The sequence below is a fragment of the gamma proteobacterium SS-5 genome (assembly GCA_009497875.2).
GTDB classification, from domain to species: Bacteria; Pseudomonadota; Gammaproteobacteria; order Chromatiales; family Chromatiaceae; genus Magnetovirga; species Magnetovirga frankeli.
In genome coordinates this window covers 230,097-254,727 of the sequence record CP032508.2, presented here as the reverse complement: position 1 = coordinate 254,727, position 24,631 = coordinate 230,097, and the positions used below count along the sequence as shown (strand labels likewise).

The following is a 24,631-nucleotide window of genomic DNA, read 5'->3' as shown; positions in this document are numbered from 1 at the left end:
CCATGAGGGGGCATGATGGGGCAGGCACCTTTTTGGTGCAATCTACCAAGAGGGATATCAGCAGAGGCCATTTGCCTCGCCTCCCCCCCCCCCCCGCTGTCTATTAGACACACTGGACACAATGCTCCTGAATGTCTATCCTAGCGCCCCATGCAGATTTGCGGGCACGTTTTTACGCCGTCTATTCTGGGGCGGATTCGCGAGCGGCTGTCGGTGGGGGCCGACCTCAGCCGCAGCGCCTTGTCGCGTGAGCTTTGCCGTTGGCTCAACTGGCGTGGTGCGAACGGGCGGTTGCAGGAGGTTCGTGCCCGCAAGGCCTTGCTGGAACTGGATCGGCGTGGCCTGATCGAGCTACCCCCGCCACATCGTCTGCCGCCACAGCAGCGTGATGACGCGCCACTGGAGCCCTGGCAGGGACCGCGCTTCAGCGGCACGCTGGCAGAGCTGGGCGGGGTGGAATTGGTGGCGGTGACCGGTGAGGAACTGAGCCTGCTTTGGCGACGCATGATGGCCACCCATCACCCGCAGGGAGCGGGGCCCCTGTGTGGTGCGCAACGACGCTATCTGATCCATTCGCCGCAGATGGGCTGGCTGGGCGGGCTGGCCTTCAGTGGCTCGGCCTGGCATTTGCGGGAACGGGACCGCTGGATCGGCTGGAGCCCGCAGGCCCGCCGGGCCAATCTGTCGCGGGTGGTGGCCAATAGCCGTTTTCTGCTGCTGCCCAGTATTCAGGTTCCCCATCTGGGCTCCCACGTGCTGGCTTTGGCCAGCCGTCAGGTGGTGGCGGATTGGACGCGGGACTATGGCCAGGCGCCGGTGTTGCTGGAGACCTTTGTCGATGAAACCCAGTTTGCCGGAACCGTCTATCGTGCCGCCAACTGGCAGCGGCTGGGGCAGACCAGCGGACGTGGACGACAGGATCGCGGCGCGGGTGTCAGCAAGGCCGTCTATGCCTTGCCGCTGACGCCAAACTGGCGTAGCGTACTCTGCCAGGAGCCCAAGCCCGAGCTGCGCATACCGGAGCCCCTAGACCCTGAGGCGATCCCAACGGGCGGTGGTTCCTGGGCAGCGCAGGAATTCGGCACCTTGGCCTTGCCCGATGGACGTCTGCGCACACGCCTAATCCGTCTGGCCGAGGCCTTTTTCGCCCAGCCGACCGCCACCCTCAGCAGCGCCTTGCAGGGCGATGCCGGACAAACCAAGGCCGCTTACCGTTTCTTCAAGAACCCCCAAGTGACTCTCCAAACCCTGCTGCAACCCCATTACCAAAATACCCTGGCGCGTATCACGGCCCACCCCTGGGTGCTGGTGGCACAAGACACCACCAGCCTCAATTACGCAGCCCACCCCGCCACGTCGGGTCTGGGCCCCATCAATACCCGCGCCGATGGTGCCCTGGGCCTGAAGCTGCACGACAGTCTGGCCCTGACTCCCGAGGGCGTACCCCTGGGATTGGTGGATATCCAGCTCTGGGCCCGTGATGCCGAGGCCATGGGCCAGGCGAGGCAGCGCAAGCAGCGGCCCATCGAAGAGAAGGAGAGCCTGCGCTGGCTCACCAGCTTTCGACGTACCGCCGAGTTTCAGCGCCTTTGTCCTCAGACCCGGCTGGTGAATATCGCCGATCGCGAATCCGATCTGTACGAACTGTTTCAAGAAGCCACCCGGGATCCCCAAGGTCCGCACCTGCTGATCCGTGCCAACCGCACCACGCAGCGCCAGGTCGAGATCGATGAGGGTATCGCCCCCTTGTGGGACTACCTGCCGGCTCAGCCCCTGATCGGTCGGCAGCTGATCCAGATTCCCAGCCGTGGCGGACGCAAGGCACGGCTGGCCGAGCTGGCGCTGCGCCTTGCCCCCATCCGGCTGCAGCCACCCAAGCGACTCCAGGCCGAGCCGATTGACCTCTGGGCGATCCATGCCATTGAATCCTGCCCCCCAGAAGAGGGCGATGCGGTCGAATGGCTATTGCTCACCACGGTCCCTACCCAGACCTTGGAGGAGGCCAGTGAGCGCCTGGGCTGGTATGCCGCACGCTGGAACATCGAGGTCTATCACCGCACCCTCAAGAGCGGTTGTCGCATCGAAGACCGTCGCCTGGGCGATGCCGATAGCCTGGCATCCTGCCTGGCCATTGACCTGGTGGTCGCCTGGCGCATCCTTTATCTCACCAAACTTGGCCGCGAGGCCCCCGATCTGCCCTGCTCGGTGTGCTTCGAAGTGGATGAATGGAAAGCCCTGTACTGCTACACCGACAAGACCCCCGTACCCCCCGAAAGCCCGCCTCCGCTGGGTGATGCCATGCGTCGAGTGGCCAAGCTCGGCGGCTTTCTCGGACGCAAGGGCGATGGTCACCCCGGTGCGACCACCCTATGGCGCGGGCTGGATAAACTCTACTACCTCACCGAGGGCTTCCGCATCTTTCACCCATCGGTACCCGGCGGGCCTTAGGGATTGTGTCCAGTGTGGGTAATAGACAGCCCCCCCCGAGGGGGTTGGGAGGAGGGGACGGGTGCCAAAACCGTATTTTCCCGACCGTACTGGACATTTTCCCGGCAATTGCGCAGAATTCGCAAATCGTTTCGCCCCTGTCATCTCAACCTGCTTATATCCACAGACAAGGCTGCCATGTCACGAATCCTGGTGCTGAATGGCCCCAACCTGAACCTGCTGGGCAGCCGCGAGCCCGGCATTTACGGCCAGCTGACCCTGGCGGGGATTGAGCAACAGCTGCAACGCCAGGCCATGGAGGCCGGGGTGGGGCTGGATTTCTTCCAGAGCAATGCCGAGCATGAACTGATCGAGCGCATCCATCAGGCCCCCGCCCAGGGCGTGGGCTTCATCATCATCAACCCGGCCGGCTACACCCACAGCAGCGTGGCCCTGCGCGATGCCCTGTTGGCGGTGGCCATCCCCTTTATCGAGCTGCATCTGTCCAACGTACATGCCCGCGAGCCCTTCCGCGCCCACTCCTATTTCTCCGACATCGCCGTCGGCATCATCATGGGCCTGGGCGGCGATGGCTACCGCCTGGCCCTCAGCGCGGCGCTGCACAAACTTGCCAGCACACAACCCTAGAGAGTTGGAACCATGGATATACGTAAAGTCAAAAAACTGATCGAATTGCTCGAAGACTCCAATGTCGCCGAGATCGAGATTCATGAGGGCGAGGAGTCGGTGCGCATCAGCCGCCATGGCTCAAGCCCGACCGCCATGCCCTTCATGATGCACCCCGGCATGATGCCTCCGGCCAGCCCGGCCACCCCGGCCGCCGCCCCCAGCGAGCCCGCGCCCGAGGCCAAGGCCGAGGAGGTCAGCGGCCACCTGATCCGCTCCCCCATGGTGGGCACCTACTACCGCTCCCCCTCGCCCGACGCCAGGCCCTTTGTCGAGGAGGGCGACAGCGTCTCAGCCGGCCAGACCCTGTGCATCATCGAGGCGATGAAGATCCTCAACCAGATCGATTCCGATGTCTCGGGCAAGGTAAAGAAGATCCTGGTGGAGAACGGCCAGCCGGTGGAGTACGACCAGCCGCTGTTTGTCATCGAGTAACGCCATGATCGAAAAAATCGTAATCGCCAACCGGGGCGAGATCGCCCTGCGTATCCTGCGCGCCTGCAAGGAGATGGGCATAAAGACCGTGGCCGTACACTCCGACGTGGACCACGACCTGATGCATGTACGCCAGGCCGATGAGACCGTCTGTATCGGCCCCGCCGCCTCGGCCCGCAGCTATCTCAACATCCCCGCCATTATCAGCGCCGCCGAGGTGACCGATGCCATGGCCATCCACCCCGGCTACGGCTTTCTCTCGGAGAACGCCGATTTTGCCGAGCGGGTGGAAAACAGCGGCTTCATCTTCATTGGCCCGCGTGCCGACACCATCCGCAAGATGGGCGACAAGGTCTCCGCCATCGAGGCGATGAAGGCCGCCGGGGTGCCCTGCGTGCCCGGCTCCGATGGGCCGCTGAACGATGACGGCACCCGCTCCCTGCGCCTGGCCAGGCAGATCGGCTACCCGGTGATCATCAAGGCCGCCGGTGGTGGCGGCGGGCGCGGCATGAGGGTGGTGCACACCGAGGCCAGCCTGCTCAACGCCATCACCATGACCCGTTCCGAGGCCGCCGCCGCCTTCGGCAACGACATGGTGTATATGGAGAAGTACCTGGAAAACCCGCGCCACGTCGAGTTTCAGGTGCTGGCCGACACCCAGGGCAACGCCATCTACCTGGGCGAGCGCGACTGCTCCATGCAGCGCCGCCACCAAAAGGTAGTTGAAGAGGCCCCGGCACCGGGCATCACCGAGGAGGAGCGCGTCCGCATCGGCGAGCGCTGCGCCGAGGCCTGCCGCCAGATCGGCTACCGTGGCGCCGGTACCTTTGAATTCCTCTACGAGAACGGCGAATTCTTCTTCATCGAGATGAACACACGGGTGCAGGTGGAGCACCCGGTCACCGAACTGGTCACCGGCGTGGACATCGTCAAGGAGCAGATCCGCATCGCCGCCGGCGAGCCCCTGGCCTATCGGCAGCAGGACATAGTGCTGCGCGGCCACGCGGTGGAGTGCCGCATCAACGCCGAGGACCCGAAGAGCTTCATGCCCTCGCCCGGCGACATCTCCAGCCTGCACGTCCCCGGCGGGCCTGGGGTGCGGGTGGACACCCACATCTACGCCGGTTACCGGGTACCGCCCCACTACGACTCCATGATCGGCAAGCTCATCACCCACGGCGAGACCCGCGAGTCGGCCCTGGCGCGGATGCGCACTGCCCTGGACGAGATGGTGGTGGAGGGGATCAGGACCAACATCCCCCTGCATCGGGAAATCCTGCGTGATTCCGCCTTCATGGCCGGCGGGGCCAATATCCACTATCTGGAAGAAAAGCTGGGCCTCTGAGCCCGCGTCATGTCCTGGCTGCAACTGCACATGCGCACCAGCAAGGCCGATGAGGCGCGGCTGGAGCAGACCCTGGAAGACCTGGGTGCCCTCTCGGTGACCCTGGCCGATGCCGCCGACGAGCCCATCCTGGAGCTGGGTCCGGGTGAAACCCGCCTATGGCAGCAAATGCAGTTGAGCGCCCTGTTCGAGGCCGATGCCGACCCCGCTGCCATCACCCAGGCCCTGCGCGACCAGCTGGGCGAGGGGCAGGCCAGCGACCTGAGCTTTGAGTCGTTGCAGGATCAGCCCTGGGAGCGGGCCTGGCTTGAGCACTTTCGGCCCATGCGTTTTGGCCATCGCCTGTGGATCTGCCCCAGCGGCCAGCGGGTAGAGGCGGCCGATGCCCTGATCATCGACCTGGACCCCGGCCTGGCCTTCGGCACCGGCACCCACCCCACCACTGCCCTCTGCCTGGAGTGGCTGGACGGGGCCGACCTGCAAGGCCGCGAGGTGCTGGATTTCGGCTGCGGCTCGGGCATCCTGGCCATAGCCGCCCTGAAACTGGGCGCGGCCTGGGCACACGCCCTGGACCACGACCCGCAAGCGATCCAGGCCAGCGCCGGCAATGCCCGCAACAACAAGGTAATCGAACGCCTGCGGCTCTATGCCCCCGGCGAGCTGCCCCCGTCGCCGGTAGGTCTGATCCTGGCCAATATCCTCTCCGGCAGCCTGATCAAGCTGCAACCGACCCTGACCCAGCTGGCCCAGCCCGGTGCCGAACTGCTGCTCTCGGGCATACTGCAGGAACAGGCCGAGGCGGTGCTTGAGGCCTATCGGCCGCATTTTCAGATGCAACAGGCCGCCAGCCGGGACGGCTGGGTGCTGCTGCACGGGGTGCGCAGCGATTAAAGGATGGGACACAGAGGACGCAAAGGAGCGCAAAGGACGCAGAGAAGAGTTAGTCCTAAAAAGAGCATTTGGCCACAGAGCCACAGAGCACACAGAGAAAAAATCAATGAGTTGGCAAGCGAACATTCAACATCTTCTAGGTGAGTCTGGTCTGAGGTGTAACTCTTTGAAACAACTCTGTGATCTCGGCTCTGGCTCCAGGCTTCGCTCTACCTCCTCCATCCCTGGAGTCGTCGGCTCTGGCTCCAGGCTTCGCTCTACCTCCTCCGTCCCTGGAGTCGTCGGCTCTGGCTCCAGGCTTCGCTCTACCTCCTCCGTCCCTGGAGTCGTCGGCTCTGGCTCCAGGCTTCGCTCTACCTCCTCCATCCCTGGAGTCGTCGGCTCTGGCTCCAGGCTTCAATCAGCCTAATCTGCGGTTTATAGGATAAAATGAACCCAACGCTAACCCGCACCGCTTCAGATGCTCAGGCCCTGCGCCCGGCCCGTCAGGACGAGCTGCCTGAGCCCCTGCGCCGGCCAGACCACAGGCCTGGCTGGGCCTGGCCGCTGCTGGCGTTGCTGCTCGGTCTGGCGGCGCTGGGCCAATGGGCCTGGCTGGAACGTGGCTGGCTGATACAGCAGCCCAGCCTGCACCCCTGGCTGGAGCTGGCCTGCAACCGCTGGCCCTGTCAACTGCCGCAGCGGCGCGATCTGGCGCAGATTCAGGTGCTGCAGCGGCGTCTGCAGCGGCTTGAGGACCAACCCCAGGCCTTGGCGCTGCATATCACCCTGGTCAACCGCGCCGACTTTGCCCAGCCCTACCCCTTCATCCGCCTGGCCCTGTACGGCCCGGCCAACCGGCTGGCCGGGCAACGCCTTTTCAGCCCGGCGGAGTATCTTCCTGCCCAGGCCCAGCCGTCGCTGCTGCAACCCGACCGGCCCCAATCGCTACAACTCAGGCTGTACGACCCGAACGCAGACATCAGCGGCTTCGAGTTCGACTTTCTCTAAGCCGGGAACTTGGCTAGAATTCCCGCCCCCTGCCGGGTCCCAAACACGCATCCCGGAACCCAATTTCAACCTAACAAACCGCAGATTACGTTGATTATCGCAGATTAAATTCATGTTTTTCATTGGTTTGTAGTGACTTTGGCAATTATCTTATAGGTGAGTAGCTGTGTTACTGTGAAACAACATTGGGGTTTGCCACTCATCCTGGGAGCTCCGAGCGCTGGCTCGGAGGTGCAGAGTTATGGCCTGCTGGGCTGACATTTGTATGCTTTGCAGCGCCTCCCCGGATTCCGCTTCGCTGCATCCGGGCTACGGGGCCGCCGAGTTCCGATGCGGCCAAGAGATGTTTCATGTTTTGGGGTGTCGCTGCTCGCCCCATGAGCGTTAGTCAAATGGACTGAAAAATCTGCGTAAATCTGTGAAATCTGCGGTTCAACTGCCCTTTTTAGGTTCAAATAACACCATGCGCATCGGCCCCCATTGCCTGACCAACCGCTTGATCCTGGCCCCCATGGCCGGGGTCAGCGACAAGCCCTTTCGCAACCTCTGTCGGCAGCAGGGGGCGGGGCTTGCCGTGGGCGAGATGATCAGCTCCAACTCGGCCCTGCGTGGCAGCCGCAAGAGCCTGCTGCGGCTGGATCACAGCGGCGAGCAAGGCCCCATCGCGGTGCAGATCCTGGGTGCCGACCCCCAGGCCATGGCCGAGGCGGCGCGGATCAACTGCGGCGAGGGGGCGGACATCATCGACATCAACATGGGCTGCCCGGCGAAAAAGGTCTGTCAGGTAGCGGCCGGCTCTGCCCTGCTGCGCGATGAGCGGCTGGTGGCGCGTATCCTAGAGGCGGTGGTCGCTGCGGTGGAGGTGCCGGTGACCCTGAAGATCCGCACCGGCTGGGACCCGGCCAGCCGCAATGCCCTGGCCATAGGGCGCATCGCCGAACAATCCGGCATCCAGGCCCTGAGTATTCACGGCCGTACCCGTGCCTGCGGTTTCTCCGGCCAGGCGGAATATCAGACCATCCGCCAGGTAAAACAGGCCCTGTCCATTCCGGTGATCGCCAACGGCGACATCGACAGTGGCGAAAAGGCCCTGCAGGTACTCAAGCAGACCGGTGCCGATGGCCTGATGATCGGCCGCGCCGCCCGTGGCAGGCCCTGGATCTTTGCCCAGATCAACCACTTTCTGCACACCGGCCAGCCGCTGCCCGCGCCCCATCCGCTGCGCGTACAGGGCCTGCTGCTGGGCCATCTGGAGCGGCTCTATGAGCTCTACGGCAGCGCCGGGGTGCGGGTGGCGCGCAAGCACATCGCCTGGTACAGCAAGGGCATGCTGGGTGGCGCCGAGCTGCGCCGCCAGATCAACCAGAGCAGCACTTGCGGCGAACAGCGCCGGTTGATCCAGGTCTTTTTTCAACGCCAGCTGGAGCTGGCAGCATGAAGCGGCTCGGCGCGGCAAGGGAGATCCGGGGTAAGACCCTGGCCGAATGCGTCACCCAATCCCTGGAGGATTATTTGCATGAACTGGACGGCCACCAGACCAGCGACCTCTATCAACTGGTGCTGTCCGAGGTGGAGCGTCCTATGCTGCGCTCGGTGTTGAACTACGTGGATGGCAACCAGACCCGGGCCGCCGCCATGCTCGGCATCAGCCGTGGCACCCTGCGCAAAAAGCTGAGTCAACACGGACTGGACTGATCCAAAGTGCAGGGGATGGCAGAGGTATTTGACCAGGACCCTGAACCCGAAACCCCGATTCCCAGACCCCATCAACCTATATTCCTCAGTTAAGCCACAGAGATCACAGAGTTGTTTCAATGAGTTACCTATCAGACCGGGCTCACCTAGAAGGTGTTGAGTGTTCGCTTTCCAACACATTGATTTTTCTCTGTGTACTCTGTGGCTCTGTGGCCAAATGCTCTTTTTAGGATCAAGTAGCCCCATGCCACAGCTCTTCGTCAATCGACTCACCAACCTGGATTTCGCCTACCTGGATCCGCAGCTGGGCCTGCTGGGGGAGACCTGGCTTGTGGATCTGGAACTGGAGGGACAGCTCAATGCCGAGGGCATGGTGCTGGATTTTGGTCTGGTGAAAAAGCAGGTCAAGTGGTTGCTGGATCAGGCCTTTGATCACTGTCTGCTGGTCCCGCTGGAATACCCCGGCTGCCAGCTGGATCAAGTAAATGGGACCGCCCAGCTGGTGTTTCATTGCCAGGACGGCCAACGCATCCGACATAGCTCGCCGCAGGCGGCCCTGTGCCCGCTGCCACTGCCACGCATCGAACCCGAGGGGGTGGCCGCCTGCATCCGCCAGCGGCTGCTGCCGGGCCTGGCGGAGAATTGTACCGAGCTGCGCCTGCGCCTCTACCCGGAGGCGATCGATGGTCCCTTCTATCAGTACAGCCATGGTCTGCGCCAACACGCCGGCAACTGCCGACGCATTGCCCACGGCCATCGCTCGGCCATTCAGGTCCAGCGCAACGGGGTGGCGGCCCCGGAGCTGGCAGCGGCCTGGGCGCGGCGCTGGCGGCATGCCTATCTGGCCGAGCGGGCGGTGTTGCTGGGGGAGTACGCCTACCAGGGGCGGACCTATGCCCGGTTTGGCTATGATACCGGCGAGGGGCGCTATGAGCTGGAGTTGCCCGCCGAGGCCTGCGTCCTGCTGCAGGGCGATACCACGGTGGAGCGGATCGCCCAGCACATCGCCACCGAACTGGCCTCAGACCAGCCCGGCGAGACCATTCAGGTACGCGCCTTCGAGGGAGTGGGAAAGGGTGCCCTGGCCCAGGTCAGAAGCCCTCGGTAGAGGTAAACAGGCCCACGCGCAGGTCCTTGGCGGTATAGATCTCGCGCCCGTCCACTTCCAGGCGGCCATCGGCGATGCCCAGCACCAGCTTGCGGGCGATGACGCGCTTGATGTCGATCTGGTAGCGCACCAGCTTGGCGCTGGGTAGCACTTGGCCGGTGAATTTGACCTCGCCCACGCCCAGGGCGCGACCGTGGCCGGGGTTGCCGATCCAGCCCAGAAAGAAACCCAGGATCTGCCACATGGCATCCAGCCCCAAACAGCCGGGCATCACCGGGTCGCCGGGGAAGTGACAGTCAAAAAACCAGAGATCAGGTCGTATATCCAACTCGGCGATGATTTCCCCCTTGCCGTTGGCACCGCCCTCGTCCGAGATACGGCAGATACGGTCCATCATCAGCATGTTCGGGGCCGGCAACTGGGCGTTACCGGGGCCAAAAAGCTCACCCCGGCTGCACTGCAGAAGCTCGTCCTTGTTGTAGCTGTTTTTCTTGTCAAACATAGGTGTTGTCCTGGTTTTTTGAATTTGGGGCCGCGAATTAACGCCAATAACATCCTGAAAATTCAGGACGCAGAGGTCGCAAAGTAGCGCAGAGCACGCGGAGTTTATAGTTTTTCTTGCGCAGGGAGCAGTGCCAACTCCGCGATCGCTCCGTTTTTCTCGTTCCCACGCGCTGCGTGGGAACGAGAGGAAATTCAGGACGCAGAGGTCGCAAAGTAGCGCAGAGCACGCGGAGTTTATGGTTTTTCTTCTTGCGCAGTGGTCATTTCACAGGCTGCGCTCTCTGCGTCCTTTTTCGTGGACTTCATAACTGCTCTCGGATAAAGCGGACGATCTCCCCGCGCGGGATGAAGCGGTTTTCGCTTTCGCGGCGGTTGCGGTATTCGAGCACGCCCTCGTCTATGCCCTTTTCGCCGATGACGATGCGGTGCGGGATGCCGATCAGCTCGATGTCGGCGAACTGGATGCCGGGGCGGCTGTCGCGGTCGTCGAGGATGACCTCGATGTCGGCGGCCTGCAGCTCGTTGTGCAGTTGCTCGGCGGCCTCGCGCACGCGCTGGGACTTGTACAGCTTCATCGGCACCAGGGCGACCTGGAAGGGGGCGATGCTGGCGGGCCAGAGGATGCCGCGCTCGTCGTGGTTTTGCTCGATGGCGGCGGCGACCACGCGGGACACGCCGATGCCGTAGCAGCCCATGGTCATCACCACCGCCTTGCCTTGCTCGTCGAGCACGCTGGCGTTCATCGCCTTGCTGTATTTCTGCCCCAGCTGGAAGATGTGACCGACCTCGATTCCGCGGGCGATGGTCAGGCTGCCCTGGCCGTCCGGGCTGGGGTCGCCCTCCTGTACCGAGCGCAGGTCCGCAAGCTCCGGCAGGGGCAGGTCGCGCTGCCAGTTGATGCCGAACAGGTGCTTGCCGTCTTGATTGGCGCCGGCGCTGAAGTCGGCCATCAGGGCGACGCTGCGATCAGCGATGATCGGCAGCTGCAGACCCACCGGGCCGAGCGAGCCGGGACCGGCGCCGATGGCGGCGCGGATCTCCGTCTCTTCCGCCATGCGCAGGGGGGCGGCTACCTGGGGCAGCTTTTCCGCTTTGATCGGGTTGAGTTCGTGGTCGCCGCGCAGGAGCAGGGCCACCAGGGGCGCATCGACCTCATCCGAGGCCGCCACCAGCAGGGTCTTGAGGGTGCGCTCGATGGGTTGAGCGAACTGCTCCACCAGCTCCTGAATGGTTTTGGCGTTGGGGGTAGCCACTTCCCGCAGGGCTTCGCTGGGGGCCGGGCGCTCACCCACCGGCGCCAGGGCCTCGGCCAGCTCGACGTTGGCGGCGTAGTCGCTGGCGGTGGAGAAGGCGATGGCGTCTTCACCGGAGTCGGCGAGCACATGAAATTCGTGCGAGCCGCTGCCGCCGATGCTGCCGGTATCCGCCGCCACGGCGCGAAACGCCAGGCCGCAACGCTGGAAGATGCGACTGTAGGTCTGGTACATCAGATCGTAGGTCTGCTGCAGCGAGGCCTGATCCAGATGGAAGGAGTAGGCGTCCTTCATGAGGAATTCGCGGGCGCGCATGATGCCAAAGCGGGGCCGGCGCTCGTCGCGGAACTTGGTCTGGATCTGGTAGAAGTTCACCGGCAGCTGCTTGTAGCTGCGCAGTTCGTTGCGCGCCAGGTCGGTGATGATCTCCTCGTGGGTGGGGCCGAAGCAGAACTCGTGGCCGTGGCGGTCCTTCAGCCGCAGCATTTCCGCGCCCATCGCCTCCCAGCGGCCGGACTCCTGCCACAGCTCGGCAGGTTGCACCGCCGGCATCAGCACCTCCAGGGCGCCAGCGCGGTTCATCTCCTCGCGGACTATGGCCTCCACCTTGCGCAGCACGCGCAGGCCCATGGGCTGCCAGGTGTAGAGACCGGCGCCGAGCTTGCGGATCAGGCCAGCGCGTAGCATCAGCTGGTGGCTGACGATCTCGGCATCGGCCGGGGTCTCTTTCAGGGTGCTGAAGGGGAATTGGGAGACGCGCATCTGGGTTCCTGGTCTGGGCTGGATGAAGAATCGGCAAGGGCGCATTGTATACGTCACGCCGCCTGAACCAAAGCGATGCGGCTTGGCATGAAACCCAGTCCAGCGACTGAGTGGTTGCGGTCCGGGTGGAGCGCAACGGAATCCGGGAAACAGGGGCTGGTGCCAACCACCCCCTGTCCGTTAGCATGGGGCCAACAGCCGAGCGTTTCGACAGCAGGACCTGAATATGTTGCGCAAAAACCCCGCCGTCTGGATCACCCTGATCTACCTGGCCTTTGGCAGTCTATGGATCCTGCTTTCCGATGCGGTACTGACCCTGCTCACGGCCGATGCGGTGCAGCTGGCCGAGTGGCAGAGCTATAAGGGCATTGCCTTTATTCTGGTCACCGCCCTATTGTTGTTCGGTCTGTTGCAGGTGCGTCAACGCCAACTGCAACGCAGTGAGACGCGCTTTCTGGCCACCTTCGAGCAGGCGGCGGTGGGCCTGGGCCTGGTGGCCCCCGATGGCCGCTGGCTGCAGGTCAACCAGAGGCTCTGCGCCCTGGTTGGCTACAGCGAGGAGGAGCTGCTGCGGATCGGCTTTCAGGATATCACCCATGGCGAGGACCTGGATGCCGACCTCGACCTGCTCAATCAGCTGCTCAAGGGCCAGCGTAAGAGTTACAGCCTGGAGAAGCGTTACCGGCGCAAGGACGGCCAGCTGGTCTGGATCAACCTGACCGTGGCCCTGGTGCGGGATCAGCAGGGCCAGCCGGACTATTTCATCTCGGTGATAGAAGACATCCAGGCGCGCAAGCAGATGGAACTGGCCCTGCAGGAGAGCGAGACCCGCCTGCGCCTGTTTATCCAGCACGCCCCGGCGGCCCTGGCCATGTTCGATGAGCAGATGCGCTTCATGGTGGTGAGCAACCGCTGGCTGAGCGATTACGGCCTGACGGATGAAAACATCATTGGCCGCAGCCATTATGAGGTCTTCCCCGAGATCCCGCCGCGCTGGCGCGAGGTACATCAACGGGCCCTGGTCGGCGAGGTGTTACGGACGGACAACGATTTCATCATCCGTGCCGATGGTCGTCACCAATGGCAGCGCTGGGAGGTGCGGCCCTGGCGACGGGCCGATGGCGGCATCGGCGGCATCGTCATATTCACCGAGGACATCAGCCAGCAGAAGGAGGCGGAGCTGGAGCTGCGCATCGCCGCCACCGCCTTCGAGACCCGGCAGGCGATGATCATCACCGATGCCGAGCAATCCATCCTCAGGGTCAATCAGGCCTTCAGCCAAACCACCGGCTACCGCCCTGACGAGGTCATAGGCCATACCCCGGCCCTGCTCAAGTCGGGCCGCCATGAGGCCGGGTTCTACCAGAAGATGTGGCAGGAGCTGAGCCGCGACCACCAGTGGCAGGGGGAGATCTGGAACCGGCGCAAGAACGGCGAGATCTACCCCGAATGGCTGCACATCAGCGCCGTGCTGGATGAACAGGGCCATGTCTGCAACTACATCGGTGCCTTTGAGGACATCTCCCAGCACAAGCAGGCCGAGGCCAAGATCCACAGCCTGTCCTATTTCGACGTACTCACCAAGCTGCCCAACCGGCGCCTGTTCATGGACCGCCTGCAGCAGGCCCTGCTCGGCAGCAAGCGCTTGGACCGGCTCGGCGCGGTGTACTTCATCGACCTGGACGGCTTCAGCGCCCTCAATGACACCCAAAGCCATGACGTCGGTGATCGGGTATTGATCGAGATCGCCCAGCGCCTGGTCGGCTCGGTACACGGCGACGACACCGTGGCCCGCTTCGGCAGTGATGAGTTCGTGGTGGTGGTTGAAAACCTGCACCAGGACAAGGAACACGCCCTGGTGCAGGCCAAGGAACTGGGCGAGCGGCTGTTGAATACCATCCGCCAACCCATCCCGATCAACGGCAGCGAGTTCGTCATCACCGCCAGCATGGGCATCAGCCTGTTCGACGGCAACCTGGACAGCATGGCCGACCTGCTCAGGCGGGCCGATGCCTCCATGTTGCAGGTGAAGGGCTCCGGGCGTGACCGCCTGCACTTCTTCGACCACGCCATGCAGCAGGCGCTGGAGCAGCGGGTTGGCCTGGAGGCCCTGCTGCGCAAGGCCATACCGGAGCAGCTGGTATTGCATTATCAACTCCAGGCCAACGCCCAGGGCGAGGCCCTGGGGGCGGAGATACTGGTGCGCTGGCAGGACCCGGAGCGCGGTCTGATCTCGCCGGCCGCCTTCATCCCCCTGGCCGAGCAGAGCGGGCTGATCCTGCCCATGGGGCAGTGGATCCTGCGCAGCGCCTGCCGCCAGCTGGAGCAATGGCAGGGGCAGGCGGCCCGGCGGCGGCTGAGCCTATCGGTCAACGTCAGTCCGAAGCAGTTCCAGCAGGCGGATTTCGTCGATCAGGTGGCCGCTGCCCTGGAGGAATTCGGCACCCCGCCGCAGCTGCTCAAGCTGGAGATTACCGAGAGCCTGCTGCTGGATGACCTGGCCAGCGTCATGGTCAAGATGGACCAGATCAAGGCCCTGGGGGTGCGTTTTTCTCTGGATGACTTCGGTACCGGCTTCAGCTCCCTGTCCTACCTCAAGCGCCTGCCCTTTGATCAGCTCAAGATCGACCAATCCTTTGTGCGTGACCTGCACCCAGGGGACAGGGATGCCGCCATCGTATGCACCATCATCAGCCTGGGGCAGAACCTGGGCATGGAGGTAATCGCCGAAGGGGTAGAGACCCAGGCGGCGCTGGACTTCCTCGCCGAACAGGGCTGCAACAGCTATCAAGGCTATCTGCTGGCCCGGCCCATGCCCATAGCGGATTTTGAACAGCTATTGGATCAGGAAAAGACCGAAGGCTGAAATACAGAGGGCAGAGGACAGAAGTTTGAGGGCGCTTTGCGCCAAGTTCACTGTTCTGTCGCGCAGCGACTCCAAATTCTGTCCTCTGTCCTCTGTCCTCTGTCTTCTGTATCAGTGAATGAGTTCAGAGGTTGGGCGGCCGATGTGGTAGCCCTGCACCAGGTCCACCAGGGCCTCGCGCACCTCCTGCTTGACCTCTTCGCTCTCCACGAATTCGGCGATGGTCATGATGTTCAGCTCCCGCGCCAGCATGGCCATGCTGCGCACGAAGGCGCGGTCCTTGGCGTCGCGGTGCATGTTGGCGACGAAGTCCCCCTCGATCTTCAGGTAATCGATGGGTAGGCGCTTGAGGTAGTGGAAGGAGGAGAAGCCGGAGCCGAAGTCGTCGATGGCGAACTTGAAGCCCTCATCCCGCAGGCGCTGCACAAAGGCCTCCAGCAGGCTCATGTTGCGCACGGTGTCGCGCTCGGTCAGCTCGAACACGATGTTGCCCGGAGTGAGCCCGGCATCCACCACCAGACGCTTGACCGTCTGAAAGAACTCACTGAGTACCAGCGCCTTGGGCGAGATATTGACGAACAGCAGGCCCTCGTAGTTCTCCGCGCGGGCCTTCTCGAAGGCCTTTTCCATGGCGATGTAGTCGAGCCGGTGGATGATGCCCAGCTGTTCGGCGATCTCGATGAAATCCCCCGCCCCCAGCAGGGTGCCGTCGGGCAGGCGGATGCGGCTGAGGATCTCATGGGCGTAGATGCGATCGTCGTCCACCCGCGCGATGGGCTGGAAGAAGGGCACCACCCAGCGTTCCTCCATGGCCCGCTTGACCAGATTGCTCTTCTCGCCGATCTGGCGAAAGCCGTCCACCACGTCCTGTTCCGAGGGTACGGCAAAGCGGTGTTTGCCCTCCGCCTTGGCCTTGTACATCATGTTGTCGGCGAACAGGAACAGGTCCTTGGCGTTCTTGGCATGATCCGGGTAGGTGGCCACGCCGATGGACAGGGTGGCCTTGATGTCCTGGCCGTCTTCGGTCTCCAGCAGCACCTGATCGGTGGCCTCCAGGATGCGCCGGGCGGCGGTGTAGGGCAGGGCGTCGTCGATCTCCGGCAGTATGGCGACGAACTCGTCGCCGCCGTAGCGGGCGAAGATGTCGCCCTGGCGCAGACAGTCGCCGATGCTTTTGGACGCCGCCTGCAAGAAGCGGTCGCCCACCGTATGACCAAAGCTGTCGTTGATGGATTTGAAGTTGTCCATATCCATCATCAGCACGGCAAACTTGTGGTGGTGCCGACCGGCGCGGCCCACCTCATACTCCAGCAGCTCCCAGAACAGGCGTTGGTTGTACAGGCCGGTCAGCGGATCGCGGGTGGCGTAGTGCTCCAGATCCTTGGTGTAACGAGAGATGGCCTTGACCGAGCCGACCACGTTGAGCAGGGTAGAGAGCACGCTCTCGATCACCAGCATGCGCGTCTCGTTGCGGGTCAGGTCGCTGTGGACGCCAATGCCGACGATGCCGCCGATCTTGGGGGCGTCCAGCAGCAGGGACTTGACCTGTACCTCCAGCATCTCCACCGATACCTCAATCGGTGGCAAATCCGGGTTGGCCACCTGCTGGTGGGTGTGCGCCACCACCGCCTCGCCCAGGCGCTGATTGCTCTGGATGGCGCGGCGGATCACCTGCTCCAGGGCCTGGGAGGTGGCCGCGCTGGGCGGTGCTAGCCAGAACAGTTCCAGCTCGTATTCGTCCTCGTCCTGCTTGAAGATGGAGAACAGGGCGTAGATCTCCATCACCTGATTGATCTCGACCAGCAGTTGCTGCACATATTCGCGCCAGTCGCTGACCACCTCGGAGGTGATCACAAAGCGCTCCAGCAGGCGGATCTCGAACTCCAGCAGATCCTTGTCCACGGCAAAGGTACGCAGCTTTTCCGCCAGCTTGTTGACCTCCTTGGCGATGGCGGCCACCTCGGTGAAGCCCGGCGTACGCGCCGTTTCCAGCCGCAGCCGGGTCAGGTCATCGACGCGCTGGATGCTGTCCACCTGATTGCGCACGAAATTTAGTGAGTGATTGATACGCCGATGGATCAGGATGGCGCTGATCAGGGCCAGAAACAGGGTCACCGGGACGATCAGGATCAGGGTATCGAGAAAGGCGCTGCGCGCCCGCTCCAGCACCGGCAGCAGATTCTGGCGCACGTCGATCAGACCCAGGGCCTGGCCAGGCTTTACGGTCTCATGGCAGCGCAGGCATTCCTTGCGCGCCAGCAGGGGGTAGAGGTAGCGGATCTGATAGCCGTCCTCATGGCGGCTGGCCTTGCCCAGCAGCAGGGCCTGTTGGCCCAGATCGTCCAGCGCGGGCTGGGCGATGCCGCCGAATTCGGCATCCACCCTTGGCCCACGATAGATGGTGACGCTGTAGGGGGTATTGTTGAAGGGCTCGCGCAGGCCCTCAAGAAAGATATCCAGGTCCGCCCGCGACCAGCCCTTGCGCATCACCTGATACATGGAGTTGAAGGTTTGCTCGGCAATCAGCTCGGAGACATTGCGCGCGTCCTCCTTGATGGTGCGTTGGTAGAGATCGTGCACCACCAGATAGACGCCGATGAATACCACCAGGGACACCACGGAGGCGGCCAGCAGGATAAAGCCCCTGAGGCTGCGCGGATTCAGATAGGCTGGCAGAAAATTCACGCTGTCCTTCCTTTCAGTTGGGGCCGCCAGGACAGCCCACGACCTTGGCCGAGGGGCTGACTGACGACCGGTTGAGAATTATCAAAGACTACCACAGCAAAACCAGTAATTCAGTCGGGAAATTGTCTAGCCCTCCTGCCGATATCCGGTTTGGCCTGGGCGTCGTTTTTGCTTATTCTGCGCAGCCTGACCTTCCCCTTTGCAAAGGGAGGAATTTGAGTCGGCCAATCCCACGGAAAACGCCACAATATGTCCGCTGAAAAGATCACCACCCAGGAGAAGATGCGGCCTTATCTCTACCAATTGGAGAAGGGCAAGGCCCGGCTGGAGGTCTTTCTCGACAAGGAGAAGACCCCGGCAGGCTCCATGCTGCTGGCCAGCGTGCTGGAGCGCAAGACCCGTGAGTTGATCATCGATGAACTCATTCCCTTTAGCAAAAACAAGGACATAGCCAAGGCCCAGCGCGTCCTGCTGCGGGGCAAGATAGACGGCTGTAGCCTGACCTTTGCCTGCCGCTATCTGCGCCCCCTGGACTATCAGGGCAGCCCGGCCCACGCCCTGAGCTACCCCGAACAGCTCAGCTACAACCAGCTGCGCGAATACTTCCGGGTATCGGCCAAGGGGGTGCGCAACAGCGTTCAACTGTTGGATACCGGTGAAGAGCAACAGCCCCTGGCCGAGGGCATTTTGTTCGATATCTCCAAGGGCGGCGTGGCGGTGGAGTTTGCCGACGCCCAGCTGCATATACCTCAGGATCAGCCGCTCCTGCTGCGCCTGGAGTTCAGCGACGAGGACATCATCGAAAGCGCCGGTGAGCGGGGCCAGCGGCTGAGGTTCAGCATCCCGGTGCAGGCCAAGGCGGAGCTGCCAATCCCAGCGGGCAGGCCGGGCGGGGTACCGAACAAGCGGGTCGGCTTCATGTTCACTGACATCAATATGAACAGCCACGAGATGGTGGTCATGGGCAAGGTGGTGTTCGCCATCCAGCTGCGCACCCTGCGCAACAAAGCCAACTAAGAGAACCCACCGCGCTGCGCTGTCGCGTAGCACTGCCCTCCCACCCAGCGGCTGTGCCGCATAGGGCGGTCTGTGGCCGCCATGCCCTCGCAGGCACAACCCGATCACAGGTAGCTTGGTGGCGGCCACGGCCCGCCCTATGCCATTGGCTGAGATTTAGCGCAGCTCCGGCGGCAGGACAAAACGCACGTTCTCCTCCACCCCGGCCAGCTCCTCGGGCGGGTCCGCGCCCCAGCGGCGCAACTGCTCGATGATCTCCGCCACCAACACCTCGGGGGCCGAGGCACCGGCGCTGATGCCGATACGCGGGTTGTCCGCCAGCCAATCCCGCTGCAGGTCGCCGGGGCGGTCCACCAGGTAGGCGCGGGTGCCTTGCAACTCGGCGATTTCGCGCAGGCGGTTGGAATTTGAGCTATTCGGCGAGCCCACCACCAGCAGCAGGTCACAGCGCTGGGCCAGTTGTTTCACCGCGTCCTGACGGTTTTGGGTGGCGTAGCAGATGTCGTTCTTCTTCGGCCCGATGATGTGGGGAAAGCGCTCGCGCAGGGCGGCTATGACCTTCGCGGTGTCATCCATGGACAGGGTGGTCTGGGTGACAAAGGCCAGGCGCTCGGCATCGGCCAGCTGCAACGCGGCTACGTCCTCGGGGGTTTCCACCAGATGGATGCCACCGGCGCGCCCTCGATACTGGCCCATGGTGCCCTCTACTTCGGGATGGCCACGGTGACCGATGAGCACCACCTCACGGCCCTCGTCGCCATGGCGCGCCACCTCCAGGTGTACCTTGGTCACCAGCGGACAGGTGGCGTCGAAGATGCGCAGGCCGCGCCGCTCGGCCTCTTCGCGTACCTGACGGGAGACACCGTGGGCGGAAAAGATTACCGTGCTGGCATCGGGGATCTCGTCCAGTTCATCGACAAAGACCGCGCCGCGCTGTTTCAGGCTGTTCACCACAAAGCGGTTGTGTACCACCTCATGGCGCACATAGATGGGCGCGCCAAAGGCCTGCAGGGCGCGCTCGACGATCTCGATGGCGCGATCCACCCCGGCGCAGAAGCCACGCGGGTTGGCCAGGACGATGTTCATGCACTCACCTCCAGCACCTGCAGGCGCAGACGCAGGGGTTGGTCGGCCAGGGGGTGATTGAAGTCGATCAGTGCCCGCTCCGGCTCCAGCCGCAACACCAGCCCCGGCGTCTGTTCGCCATCCCCCAGATCGAAGGCCATGTGCTGGCCAACAACCAGCTTAAGCCCGGCAAAGGACTGGCGCGGCAGCCAGCGCAGCAGGCCCTCATCCCGCTGCCCATAGGCCAGCCCCGGTTGCAGCAGCAAATCCTCTTGCGCCCCGGCGCGCAGGCCATAGAAGGCCAGTTGCAGGCCCTGACTCAGGCTGCCATCACCGATTTGAAACACAAGGGGTTCCTCAGCGAAGGTGGACAACAGCTCCTCGCCATCTACCAGATACAGGGCCAGGTGCGCCCGCACCCGGCTGCCGGGGCCGATCAGGGGGCCGGGCCTGGGTTGGTGGCCTGGTTGGGAACGGGGGGGCAAGGGGCTAACCCATGAGTTCCTGGGTGATGAAGAGGTAGATGAGCACGCCGCCCACCAGCAGGGGCGCGGCATATTGCAACAGGATGCAGATACCGGGCAGGTCGTTGCACACGGCGTTGAGGCGACAAAGCTTGCAGTTCTTCAATGGGGTTTCTCCGTGATGGGATCCCGTTTCGGTGTCCGCAACTTAACCCATATCCCTGCACAAAAACAAGCCAGCTAGGAGCCTGTCGGGTTTAGGTGCCCGTAGCGAGCAAGGTGGGAGAGCGAGAACAAATTTTCACGATTTTGAGGCGCATAGTGGGCCTACGCAACGAAAAATCGGGGAAATTTGGGCCGTTCTTCCCACCGGCGCAGTAGGAGCATCCTAAATCCGACAGGCTCCTAGGGCATAGGCGGCCGACAGGGCGGCCCGGCCAAGCCAAGTCAAGGGGCCGAATCCCGCGACCCTATTTCCCGGCACAGGCGTTTTAGCTCGGCCTGAAATTGCTCCAGCAGGGCGGGATCAAAATCATCCCCGCTGGCCTGGATCTGGGCGGCGATCTGCGCCAGTCGATCCGCGCCCAGGGTGCTGCTGATGCCCTTGATGGAGTGGATCAGGCGGCGGGTGGCTTGGGGGTCTTCGGCCATGGCCGTCCGCAGGCCGTCGGCCAGGGGGGCGTAGCGGTGGTGAAATTCCTCTAGCAGCTCGGCGTACAGCTCGGCATCCCCACCCATGCGCTCTAGCCCGGCCTGGCGATCGAGCAGCGGGGTGGCGGCGGCAGGCAGGCTCGGGCTCGCGGCACTGGGTCTGCCTGGCTGTTCAGGCGGCACGGGCGCGGATGTCGGCCCCTCGCCCAGGTAGTCGAGCAGCAGGGAGAACAGCTGTGCAACGTCTATGGGCTTGTGCAGGTGTTCGTTCATGCCGCAGGCGCGGGCCTGTTCGACGTCGCTGATCTGGGCATCGGCGGTGAGGGCGAAGATGGGCGTATCCGGGGCCAGGCGGCGGATCTGCCGGGTGGCCTCGTAGCCGCCCATCACCGGCATCTGCACATCCATCAGGATGAGGTCGAAATCGGCCTGCCCCTGGGCGTAGCGGGCAACCGCCTGGGCCCCATCGAAGGCCTCTTCGATGACTATGCCGGAGTGGCGCAACATGCCCTGGATCACCTTGCGGTTGATGGCGTTGTCCTCCACCAGCAGCAGGCGCTTGCCCGCCAGTTGCGGCAGGCGGGCGCGCAGGGCCTGCTCCCGGTGCCCTCGCGCCGGGTCCGGGCCTTCGCTGGGGTCAATCGATGTGGCCGGATCGGCCAGGGCCAGGGGCAGTTCGACGCCGAAGCTGCTGCCCTTGCCGGGTCGGCTTTGTACCCGGATCTGGCCCTGCATCAGCTCCACCAGTTGCTTGCTGATGGACAGGCCCAGGCCGCTGCCGCCGTATTTGCGCGTGGTACTGACATCGGCCTGACTGAAGCTCTGAAACAGTCGTTGTTGCTGTTGCTCGCTCATGCCTATGCCCGTGTCCCACACGCGCAGGTGTAGTTGGCCCTGTTGCCAGCGCACCTCAAGCCCCAGCGCACCCTGTTCGGTGAACTTGACCGCGTTGCCCAGCAGGTTGATCAGCACCTGGCGCAGACGGGTGGGGTCGCCGAGAAAATGCCGAGGCAGATCGGCCGGGTAGTCGATACGGTAGTCCAGCTTCTTGTTCCTGGCCTGTAGCGCGATCAGGCTGCCAACCTGGTCGAGCACCTCCGTCAGGTCGAATACGATGCGCTCCAGATCCAGCCGCCCGGCCTCGATCTTGGACAGATCGAGGATGTCGTTCAGCAGTTGCAGCAGGGCCTTGGCGGACAGGTCGATGGAGTCGATATGGTCTCGCTGCTCGGCGTCCAGCTCGGTCTGCTTGACCAGATAGGCCATGCCGGTGATGGCGTGCATGGGGGTGCGGATCTCATGGGACATGTTGGCCAGAAAGGCGGATTTGGCCCGGGTCGCGGCCTCTGCCGCCTCCTTGGCCAGGGTCAGCTTGCGGTTGGAGTCGGACAGCTGCTGGGTGCGCCGCTGCACCATCACCTCCAGGTCACCGCTGAGGCGCTGGTAACGCTGCATCAGCTGCTGGGTTTGTTGATTCTTCAGCCGAAACACCTCCGCCGCCTGGGTCAGATCGCCCAGCTCATCGTCCAGGGGATAGGCCGGGATCTCGGTATCCCCCTCACCCCTGGCCAGGCTGCGGAAGGTCTCGGTGAGGCGGTCCAGGGGGTCTGTGATGCTGCGCCCGATGAGCAGCGACAACAGGCTGACGGCAATCAGAAAGGCCAGGCCCACCAGCAGCTCCATCTGTACCATCCGGTCCAGGGTGGTACCGATCTCGGTCTCTGCCGCGGCCATTTCCACGCCCAGCAGTTGGCTGATCTGGCGTGATTGATAGAGTATCTCATAGGCCTCGGCAGCCATTACCACATTCACCAGATAGAGATAGCCGCGGGTGCGCTGCACCGCCTCCAGGATGGTGCTCTCATAGGTATTCAGCAGCCGCTTGAGGCCCTCCGCCCCGGCGTACTGGCCAGGGGCCTGATCCAGCCCCCGGCGCACCCGCGCCAGGTGCTGCTTGGCCTGGTCCACCTGGGGTGAATGCAGGGAGTCGAAATAACGGTAGATGCTCTTTTCCACCAGCAGCAGGTCGCTGAGCAGCTGGATGGCCTGTAACTGGCGCGCGGTCTGCTCCGGGGGGATGTCGCGCAGGTGCTGGCGTATGCCTTGCTCGGCCAGGCTGGCCTGGTCGCGGATGGCCCGACTGACCAGGCGCGATTGCAGCACCCGTTGCTCTTGCAGTTGCTGGAATGCCTGATAGTAACGCCCCAGGTGGCGGTCGATCTTTTCGATGTAGGGTTGGATGCCGGTCAGGCTGGAGCCCTGGCCGCGCTGGATCAGCTCGCGGATGTTGGCATAGCCGTACTCCACCTGCTCGGCGGCGGACTGGTGGCCCTCATGGGTGAAGATCTCTGCGGTACGCTGCAAGTCGGCGATCTGGCGGGCCAGTTCCAGGCCCAGCTGGGTTTCGTTGCTGGCGCGTGAGAAGCGCTTGAACTCCTGTTCCAGGCGTTCAAAGCCCAGATAGGAAAATCCCCCCACCAGCAGGGCGACCAGCACGATCAGCAGATAGACCAGGCGAATGCGGTCTTTCAGCCGGATTTTGTTGATGAGGTAGTCGAGCACGGGCCTCCTTCCTCCAGCCCAGGTGAAATAGGCTAGGGCGCGATTTCCAGGCGGTCCCGACCCAGCTCCTTGGCCCGGTAGAGGGCGTCATCGGCACGCCGGATGGTCTCGGAGTAATTTTCCCCTGCCTGGTGCAGGCTCAGGCCCATGCTGGCGGTCAGGCCCCTGGCGCTGTCGATATCCTCCAGATGTATTTCCTTGATTGCCTGCAACACCCGCTCGGCTACGGCACCGGCCTCCGCCAGGTCGGACTCGGGCAGGATGATGAGAAACTCCTCGCCCCCCCAGCGGCCGCACAGGTCATAATCACGCAGTTGCAGATGCAGGCTCTGACTGATCTCGCACAGCACCCGATCGCCCACCTCGTGGCCGAAGCGGTCATTGAAGGTCTTGAAGTGATCTACGTCGATCAGGCCCAAGGCGTAGGGGTTGCCCTTGCGCACCACCCGCTCGCTCTCCTCGCGCAGCCGCTCCATCAGATAACGCCGATTGCCCAGGCCAGTGAGCGGGTCTTGCAGGGCGGCCACCTTGAGCGCCTCGCTCAGCTGGCGCAGGCTGTTCTGGTAGCGGTCGGAGATGCGCGCCAGCTTTTCCAGGCGGCGCAGTTGCCGGTCGTACTGCTGGGTCAGGGTCTCGGTCTGACGGCGACCGACCTCGTGGTATCCATCGGAGATGCGCACCAGCCGTTGCAGTCGCTCGTTCTGTGTCTGGCTCAGCTGAAGCAATTCAGCCAGGGGGTCATGCAGTGGGTTGTTGGCCTGGGCCGTATCATCTAGCAGGCTACGGATGCGCGCAAACAGTTCCTGTTCCGTATGCAGGCTGGGGCAGGCCTTGGTCATGAACCGCTGTCCGGCTTGATCTCGAAGGGAAAGGTGCAGTCTTCCTTGAACTCATCGGCCAGATCCACCACGCGCTCGTTGCGCGGGTCGTAGTACCAGCTGACGCTGACCTCGCGGCCCTCGCCGTGGGCCTCTTCCAGCATATCGAAGATATCCAGCATGGCCTTGACCGAGCTGGTGTTCATGTACACCAGATTCAACTCCAGGCGCAACGGCCGCTGCTCCTGATTCAGGTAGGCCTCCACCCATTCGATGACCTCGGTGAAGAAGTCGAAGGAGTTCTCCGGATAGGAATCACCGGCCATGAGCAGCACGCCCGCTTGCCACTGGGCGTGGATGCTGGGGGTGGATTGGGTGGCCGGGATGTTCAGATCATTCATAACGG

General features: G+C 63.4%; 20 protein-coding genes. 11 read left to right on the top strand and 9 right to left on the bottom strand.

Annotated elements, in window-relative coordinates:
• Positions 1–150: 150 nt before the first annotated feature.
• From D5125_06450 to D5125_06410, 9 genes are all read left to right on the top strand, one after another.
• Positions 151–2,448, top strand: a complete 2,298-nt coding sequence (locus tag D5125_06450; protein ID QFY89148.1) for an IS4 family transposase — start codon at positions 151–153, stop codon at positions 2,446–2,448.
• Between the two features lie 177 nt (positions 2,449–2,625).
• A complete protein-coding gene (gene aroQ, locus D5125_06445) occupies positions 2,626–3,075 on the top strand; it encodes a type II 3-dehydroquinate dehydratase (protein ID QFY89147.1) in 450 nt (149 codons plus the stop codon).
• Positions 3,076–3,087: 12 nt separating this feature from the next.
• A complete protein-coding gene (locus D5125_06440) occupies positions 3,088–3,549 on the top strand; it encodes an acetyl-CoA carboxylase biotin carboxyl carrier protein (GenBank protein QFY89146.1) in 462 nt (153 codons plus the stop codon).
• A 4-nt stretch (positions 3,550–3,553) separates the two neighbouring features.
• Entirely contained in the window at positions 3,554–4,894 is a 1,341-nt protein-coding gene (gene accC / locus D5125_06435; GenBank protein ID QFY89145.1) for an acetyl-CoA carboxylase biotin carboxylase subunit, read from the top strand.
• 9 nt (positions 4,895–4,903) lie between these two features.
• Positions 4,904–5,785 (top strand): 50S ribosomal protein L11 methyltransferase, encoded by an 882-nt coding sequence (gene prmA / locus D5125_06430; protein ID QFY89144.1) that lies wholly within the window; start codon positions 4,904–4,906, stop codon positions 5,783–5,785.
• 429 nt (positions 5,786–6,214) lie between these two features.
• Entirely contained in the window at positions 6,215–6,775 is a 561-nt protein-coding gene (locus tag D5125_06425) for a DUF3426 domain-containing protein (GenBank protein QFY89143.1), read from the top strand.
• Between the two features lie 463 nt (positions 6,776–7,238).
• Positions 7,239–8,213 (top strand): tRNA dihydrouridine synthase DusB, encoded by a 975-nt coding sequence (gene dusB, locus D5125_06420; protein QFY89142.1) that lies wholly within the window; start codon positions 7,239–7,241, stop codon positions 8,211–8,213.
• Entirely contained in the window at positions 8,210–8,470 is a 261-nt protein-coding gene (gene fis / locus D5125_06415) for a DNA-binding transcriptional regulator Fis (GenBank protein QFY89141.1), read from the top strand. Before dusB ends, fis begins: the two co-directional genes overlap by 4 nt.
• A gap of 244 nt (positions 8,471–8,714) precedes the next feature.
• On the top strand, positions 8,715–9,578 hold the full coding sequence (locus tag D5125_06410; protein QFY89140.1) for a 6-carboxytetrahydropterin synthase: 864 nt from the start codon (positions 8,715–8,717) through the stop codon (positions 9,576–9,578).
• Here the strand turns inward: D5125_06410 and fabA are convergent.
• Complete coding sequence (fabA, locus tag D5125_06405) at positions 9,562–10,080, bottom strand: 3-hydroxyacyl-[acyl-carrier-protein] dehydratase FabA (protein ID QFY89139.1); 519 nt, start codon at positions 10,078–10,080, stop codon at positions 9,562–9,564. The two genes, D5125_06410 and fabA, sit on opposite strands and share 17 nt — an antisense overlap.
• Before the next feature lie 304 nt (positions 10,081–10,384).
• A complete protein-coding gene (locus tag D5125_06400; GenBank protein ID QFY89138.1) occupies positions 10,385–12,097 on the bottom strand; it encodes a proline--tRNA ligase in 1,713 nt (570 codons plus the stop codon).
• Positions 12,098–12,323: 226 nt separating this feature from the next.
• Between D5125_06400 and D5125_06395 the strand changes: the two genes are divergently transcribed.
• Positions 12,324–14,963, top strand: coding sequence for a PAS domain S-box protein (locus D5125_06395; GenBank protein QFY89137.1), 2,640 nt, complete (start codon positions 12,324–12,326; stop codon positions 14,961–14,963).
• 111 nt (positions 14,964–15,074) lie between these two features.
• Here D5125_06395 and D5125_06390 read toward each other — a convergent pair whose 3' ends face one another.
• Entirely contained in the window at positions 15,075–17,627 is a 2,553-nt protein-coding gene (locus tag D5125_06390; GenBank protein QFY91074.1) for an EAL domain-containing protein, read from the bottom strand.
• Between the two features lie 270 nt (positions 17,628–17,897).
• Here D5125_06390 and D5125_06385 point away from each other — a divergent pair, with 270 nt between their 5' ends.
• Positions 17,898–18,665 carry a flagellar brake protein gene (locus D5125_06385; protein ID QFY89136.1) on the top strand — a complete coding sequence of 256 codons (768 nt, stop codon included), beginning with the start codon at positions 17,898–17,900 and terminating at the stop codon, positions 18,663–18,665.
• Between the two features lie 156 nt (positions 18,666–18,821).
• Here D5125_06385 and ispH read toward each other — a convergent pair whose 3' ends face one another.
• From ispH to D5125_06360, 6 genes are all read right to left on the bottom strand, one after another.
• Positions 18,822–19,751 carry a 4-hydroxy-3-methylbut-2-enyl diphosphate reductase gene (gene ispH, locus D5125_06380; protein QFY89135.1) on the bottom strand — a complete coding sequence of 310 codons (930 nt, stop codon included), beginning with the start codon at positions 19,749–19,751 and terminating at the stop codon, positions 18,822–18,824.
• Entirely contained in the window at positions 19,748–20,215 is a 468-nt protein-coding gene (locus D5125_06375; protein ID QFY89134.2) for an FKBP-type peptidyl-prolyl cis-trans isomerase, read from the bottom strand. The genes ispH and D5125_06375 overlap by 4 nt, the downstream gene beginning before the upstream one ends.
• Before the next feature lie 4 nt (positions 20,216–20,219).
• Positions 20,220–20,360 (bottom strand): hypothetical protein, encoded by a 141-nt coding sequence (locus D5125_16950; GenBank protein QPB72218.1) that lies wholly within the window; start codon positions 20,358–20,360, stop codon positions 20,220–20,222.
• A gap of 281 nt (positions 20,361–20,641) precedes the next feature.
• Entirely contained in the window at positions 20,642–23,407 is a 2,766-nt protein-coding gene (locus D5125_06370; protein ID QFY89133.1) for a response regulator, read from the bottom strand.
• 32 nt (positions 23,408–23,439) lie between these two features.
• Positions 23,440–24,246 carry a GGDEF domain-containing protein gene (locus D5125_06365; GenBank protein ID QFY89132.1) on the bottom strand — a complete coding sequence of 269 codons (807 nt, stop codon included), beginning with the start codon at positions 24,244–24,246 and terminating at the stop codon, positions 23,440–23,442.
• Positions 24,243–24,626: a DUF1987 domain-containing protein gene (locus tag D5125_06360; protein QFY89131.1), complete on the bottom strand. Its 384-nt coding sequence runs from the start codon at positions 24,624–24,626 to the stop codon at positions 24,243–24,245. The genes D5125_06365 and D5125_06360 overlap by 4 nt, the downstream gene beginning before the upstream one ends.
• Between the last annotated feature and the right edge of the window lie 5 nt (positions 24,627–24,631).

Excerpts from the sequence above, each read along its gene's own strand:
- D5125_06450 (QFY89148.1), top strand. The coding sequence starts at position 151 with ATGCAGATTTGCGGGCACGTTTTTACGCCGTCTATTCTGGGGCGGATT.
- aroQ (QFY89147.1), top strand. The coding sequence starts at position 2,626 with ATGTCACGAATCCTGGTGCTGAATGGCCCCAACCTGAACCTGCTGGGC.
- D5125_06440 (QFY89146.1), top strand. The coding sequence starts at position 3,088 with ATGGATATACGTAAAGTCAAAAAACTGATCGAATTGCTCGAAGACTCC.
- accC (QFY89145.1), top strand. The coding sequence starts at position 3,554 with ATGATCGAAAAAATCGTAATCGCCAACCGGGGCGAGATCGCCCTGCGT.
- prmA (QFY89144.1), top strand. The coding sequence starts at position 4,904 with ATGTCCTGGCTGCAACTGCACATGCGCACCAGCAAGGCCGATGAGGCG.
- D5125_06425 (QFY89143.1), top strand. The coding sequence starts at position 6,215 with ATGAACCCAACGCTAACCCGCACCGCTTCAGATGCTCAGGCCCTGCGC.
- dusB (QFY89142.1), top strand. The coding sequence starts at position 7,239 with ATGCGCATCGGCCCCCATTGCCTGACCAACCGCTTGATCCTGGCCCCC.
- fis (QFY89141.1), top strand. The coding sequence starts at position 8,210 with ATGAAGCGGCTCGGCGCGGCAAGGGAGATCCGGGGTAAGACCCTGGCC.
- D5125_06410 (QFY89140.1), top strand. The coding sequence starts at position 8,715 with ATGCCACAGCTCTTCGTCAATCGACTCACCAACCTGGATTTCGCCTAC.
- fabA (QFY89139.1), bottom strand. The coding sequence starts at position 10,080 with ATGTTTGACAAGAAAAACAGCTACAACAAGGACGAGCTTCTGCAGTGC.
- D5125_06400 (QFY89138.1), bottom strand. The coding sequence starts at position 12,097 with ATGCGCGTCTCCCAATTCCCCTTCAGCACCCTGAAAGAGACCCCGGCC.
- D5125_06395 (QFY89137.1), top strand. The coding sequence starts at position 12,324 with ATGTTGCGCAAAAACCCCGCCGTCTGGATCACCCTGATCTACCTGGCC.
- D5125_06385 (QFY89136.1), top strand. The coding sequence starts at position 17,898 with ATGTCCGCTGAAAAGATCACCACCCAGGAGAAGATGCGGCCTTATCTC.
- ispH (QFY89135.1), bottom strand. The coding sequence starts at position 19,751 with ATGAACATCGTCCTGGCCAACCCGCGTGGCTTCTGCGCCGGGGTGGAT.
- D5125_06365 (QFY89132.1), bottom strand. The coding sequence starts at position 24,246 with ATGACCAAGGCCTGCCCCAGCCTGCATACGGAACAGGAACTGTTTGCG.
- D5125_06360 (QFY89131.1), bottom strand. The coding sequence starts at position 24,626 with ATGAATGATCTGAACATCCCGGCCACCCAATCCACCCCCAGCATCCAC.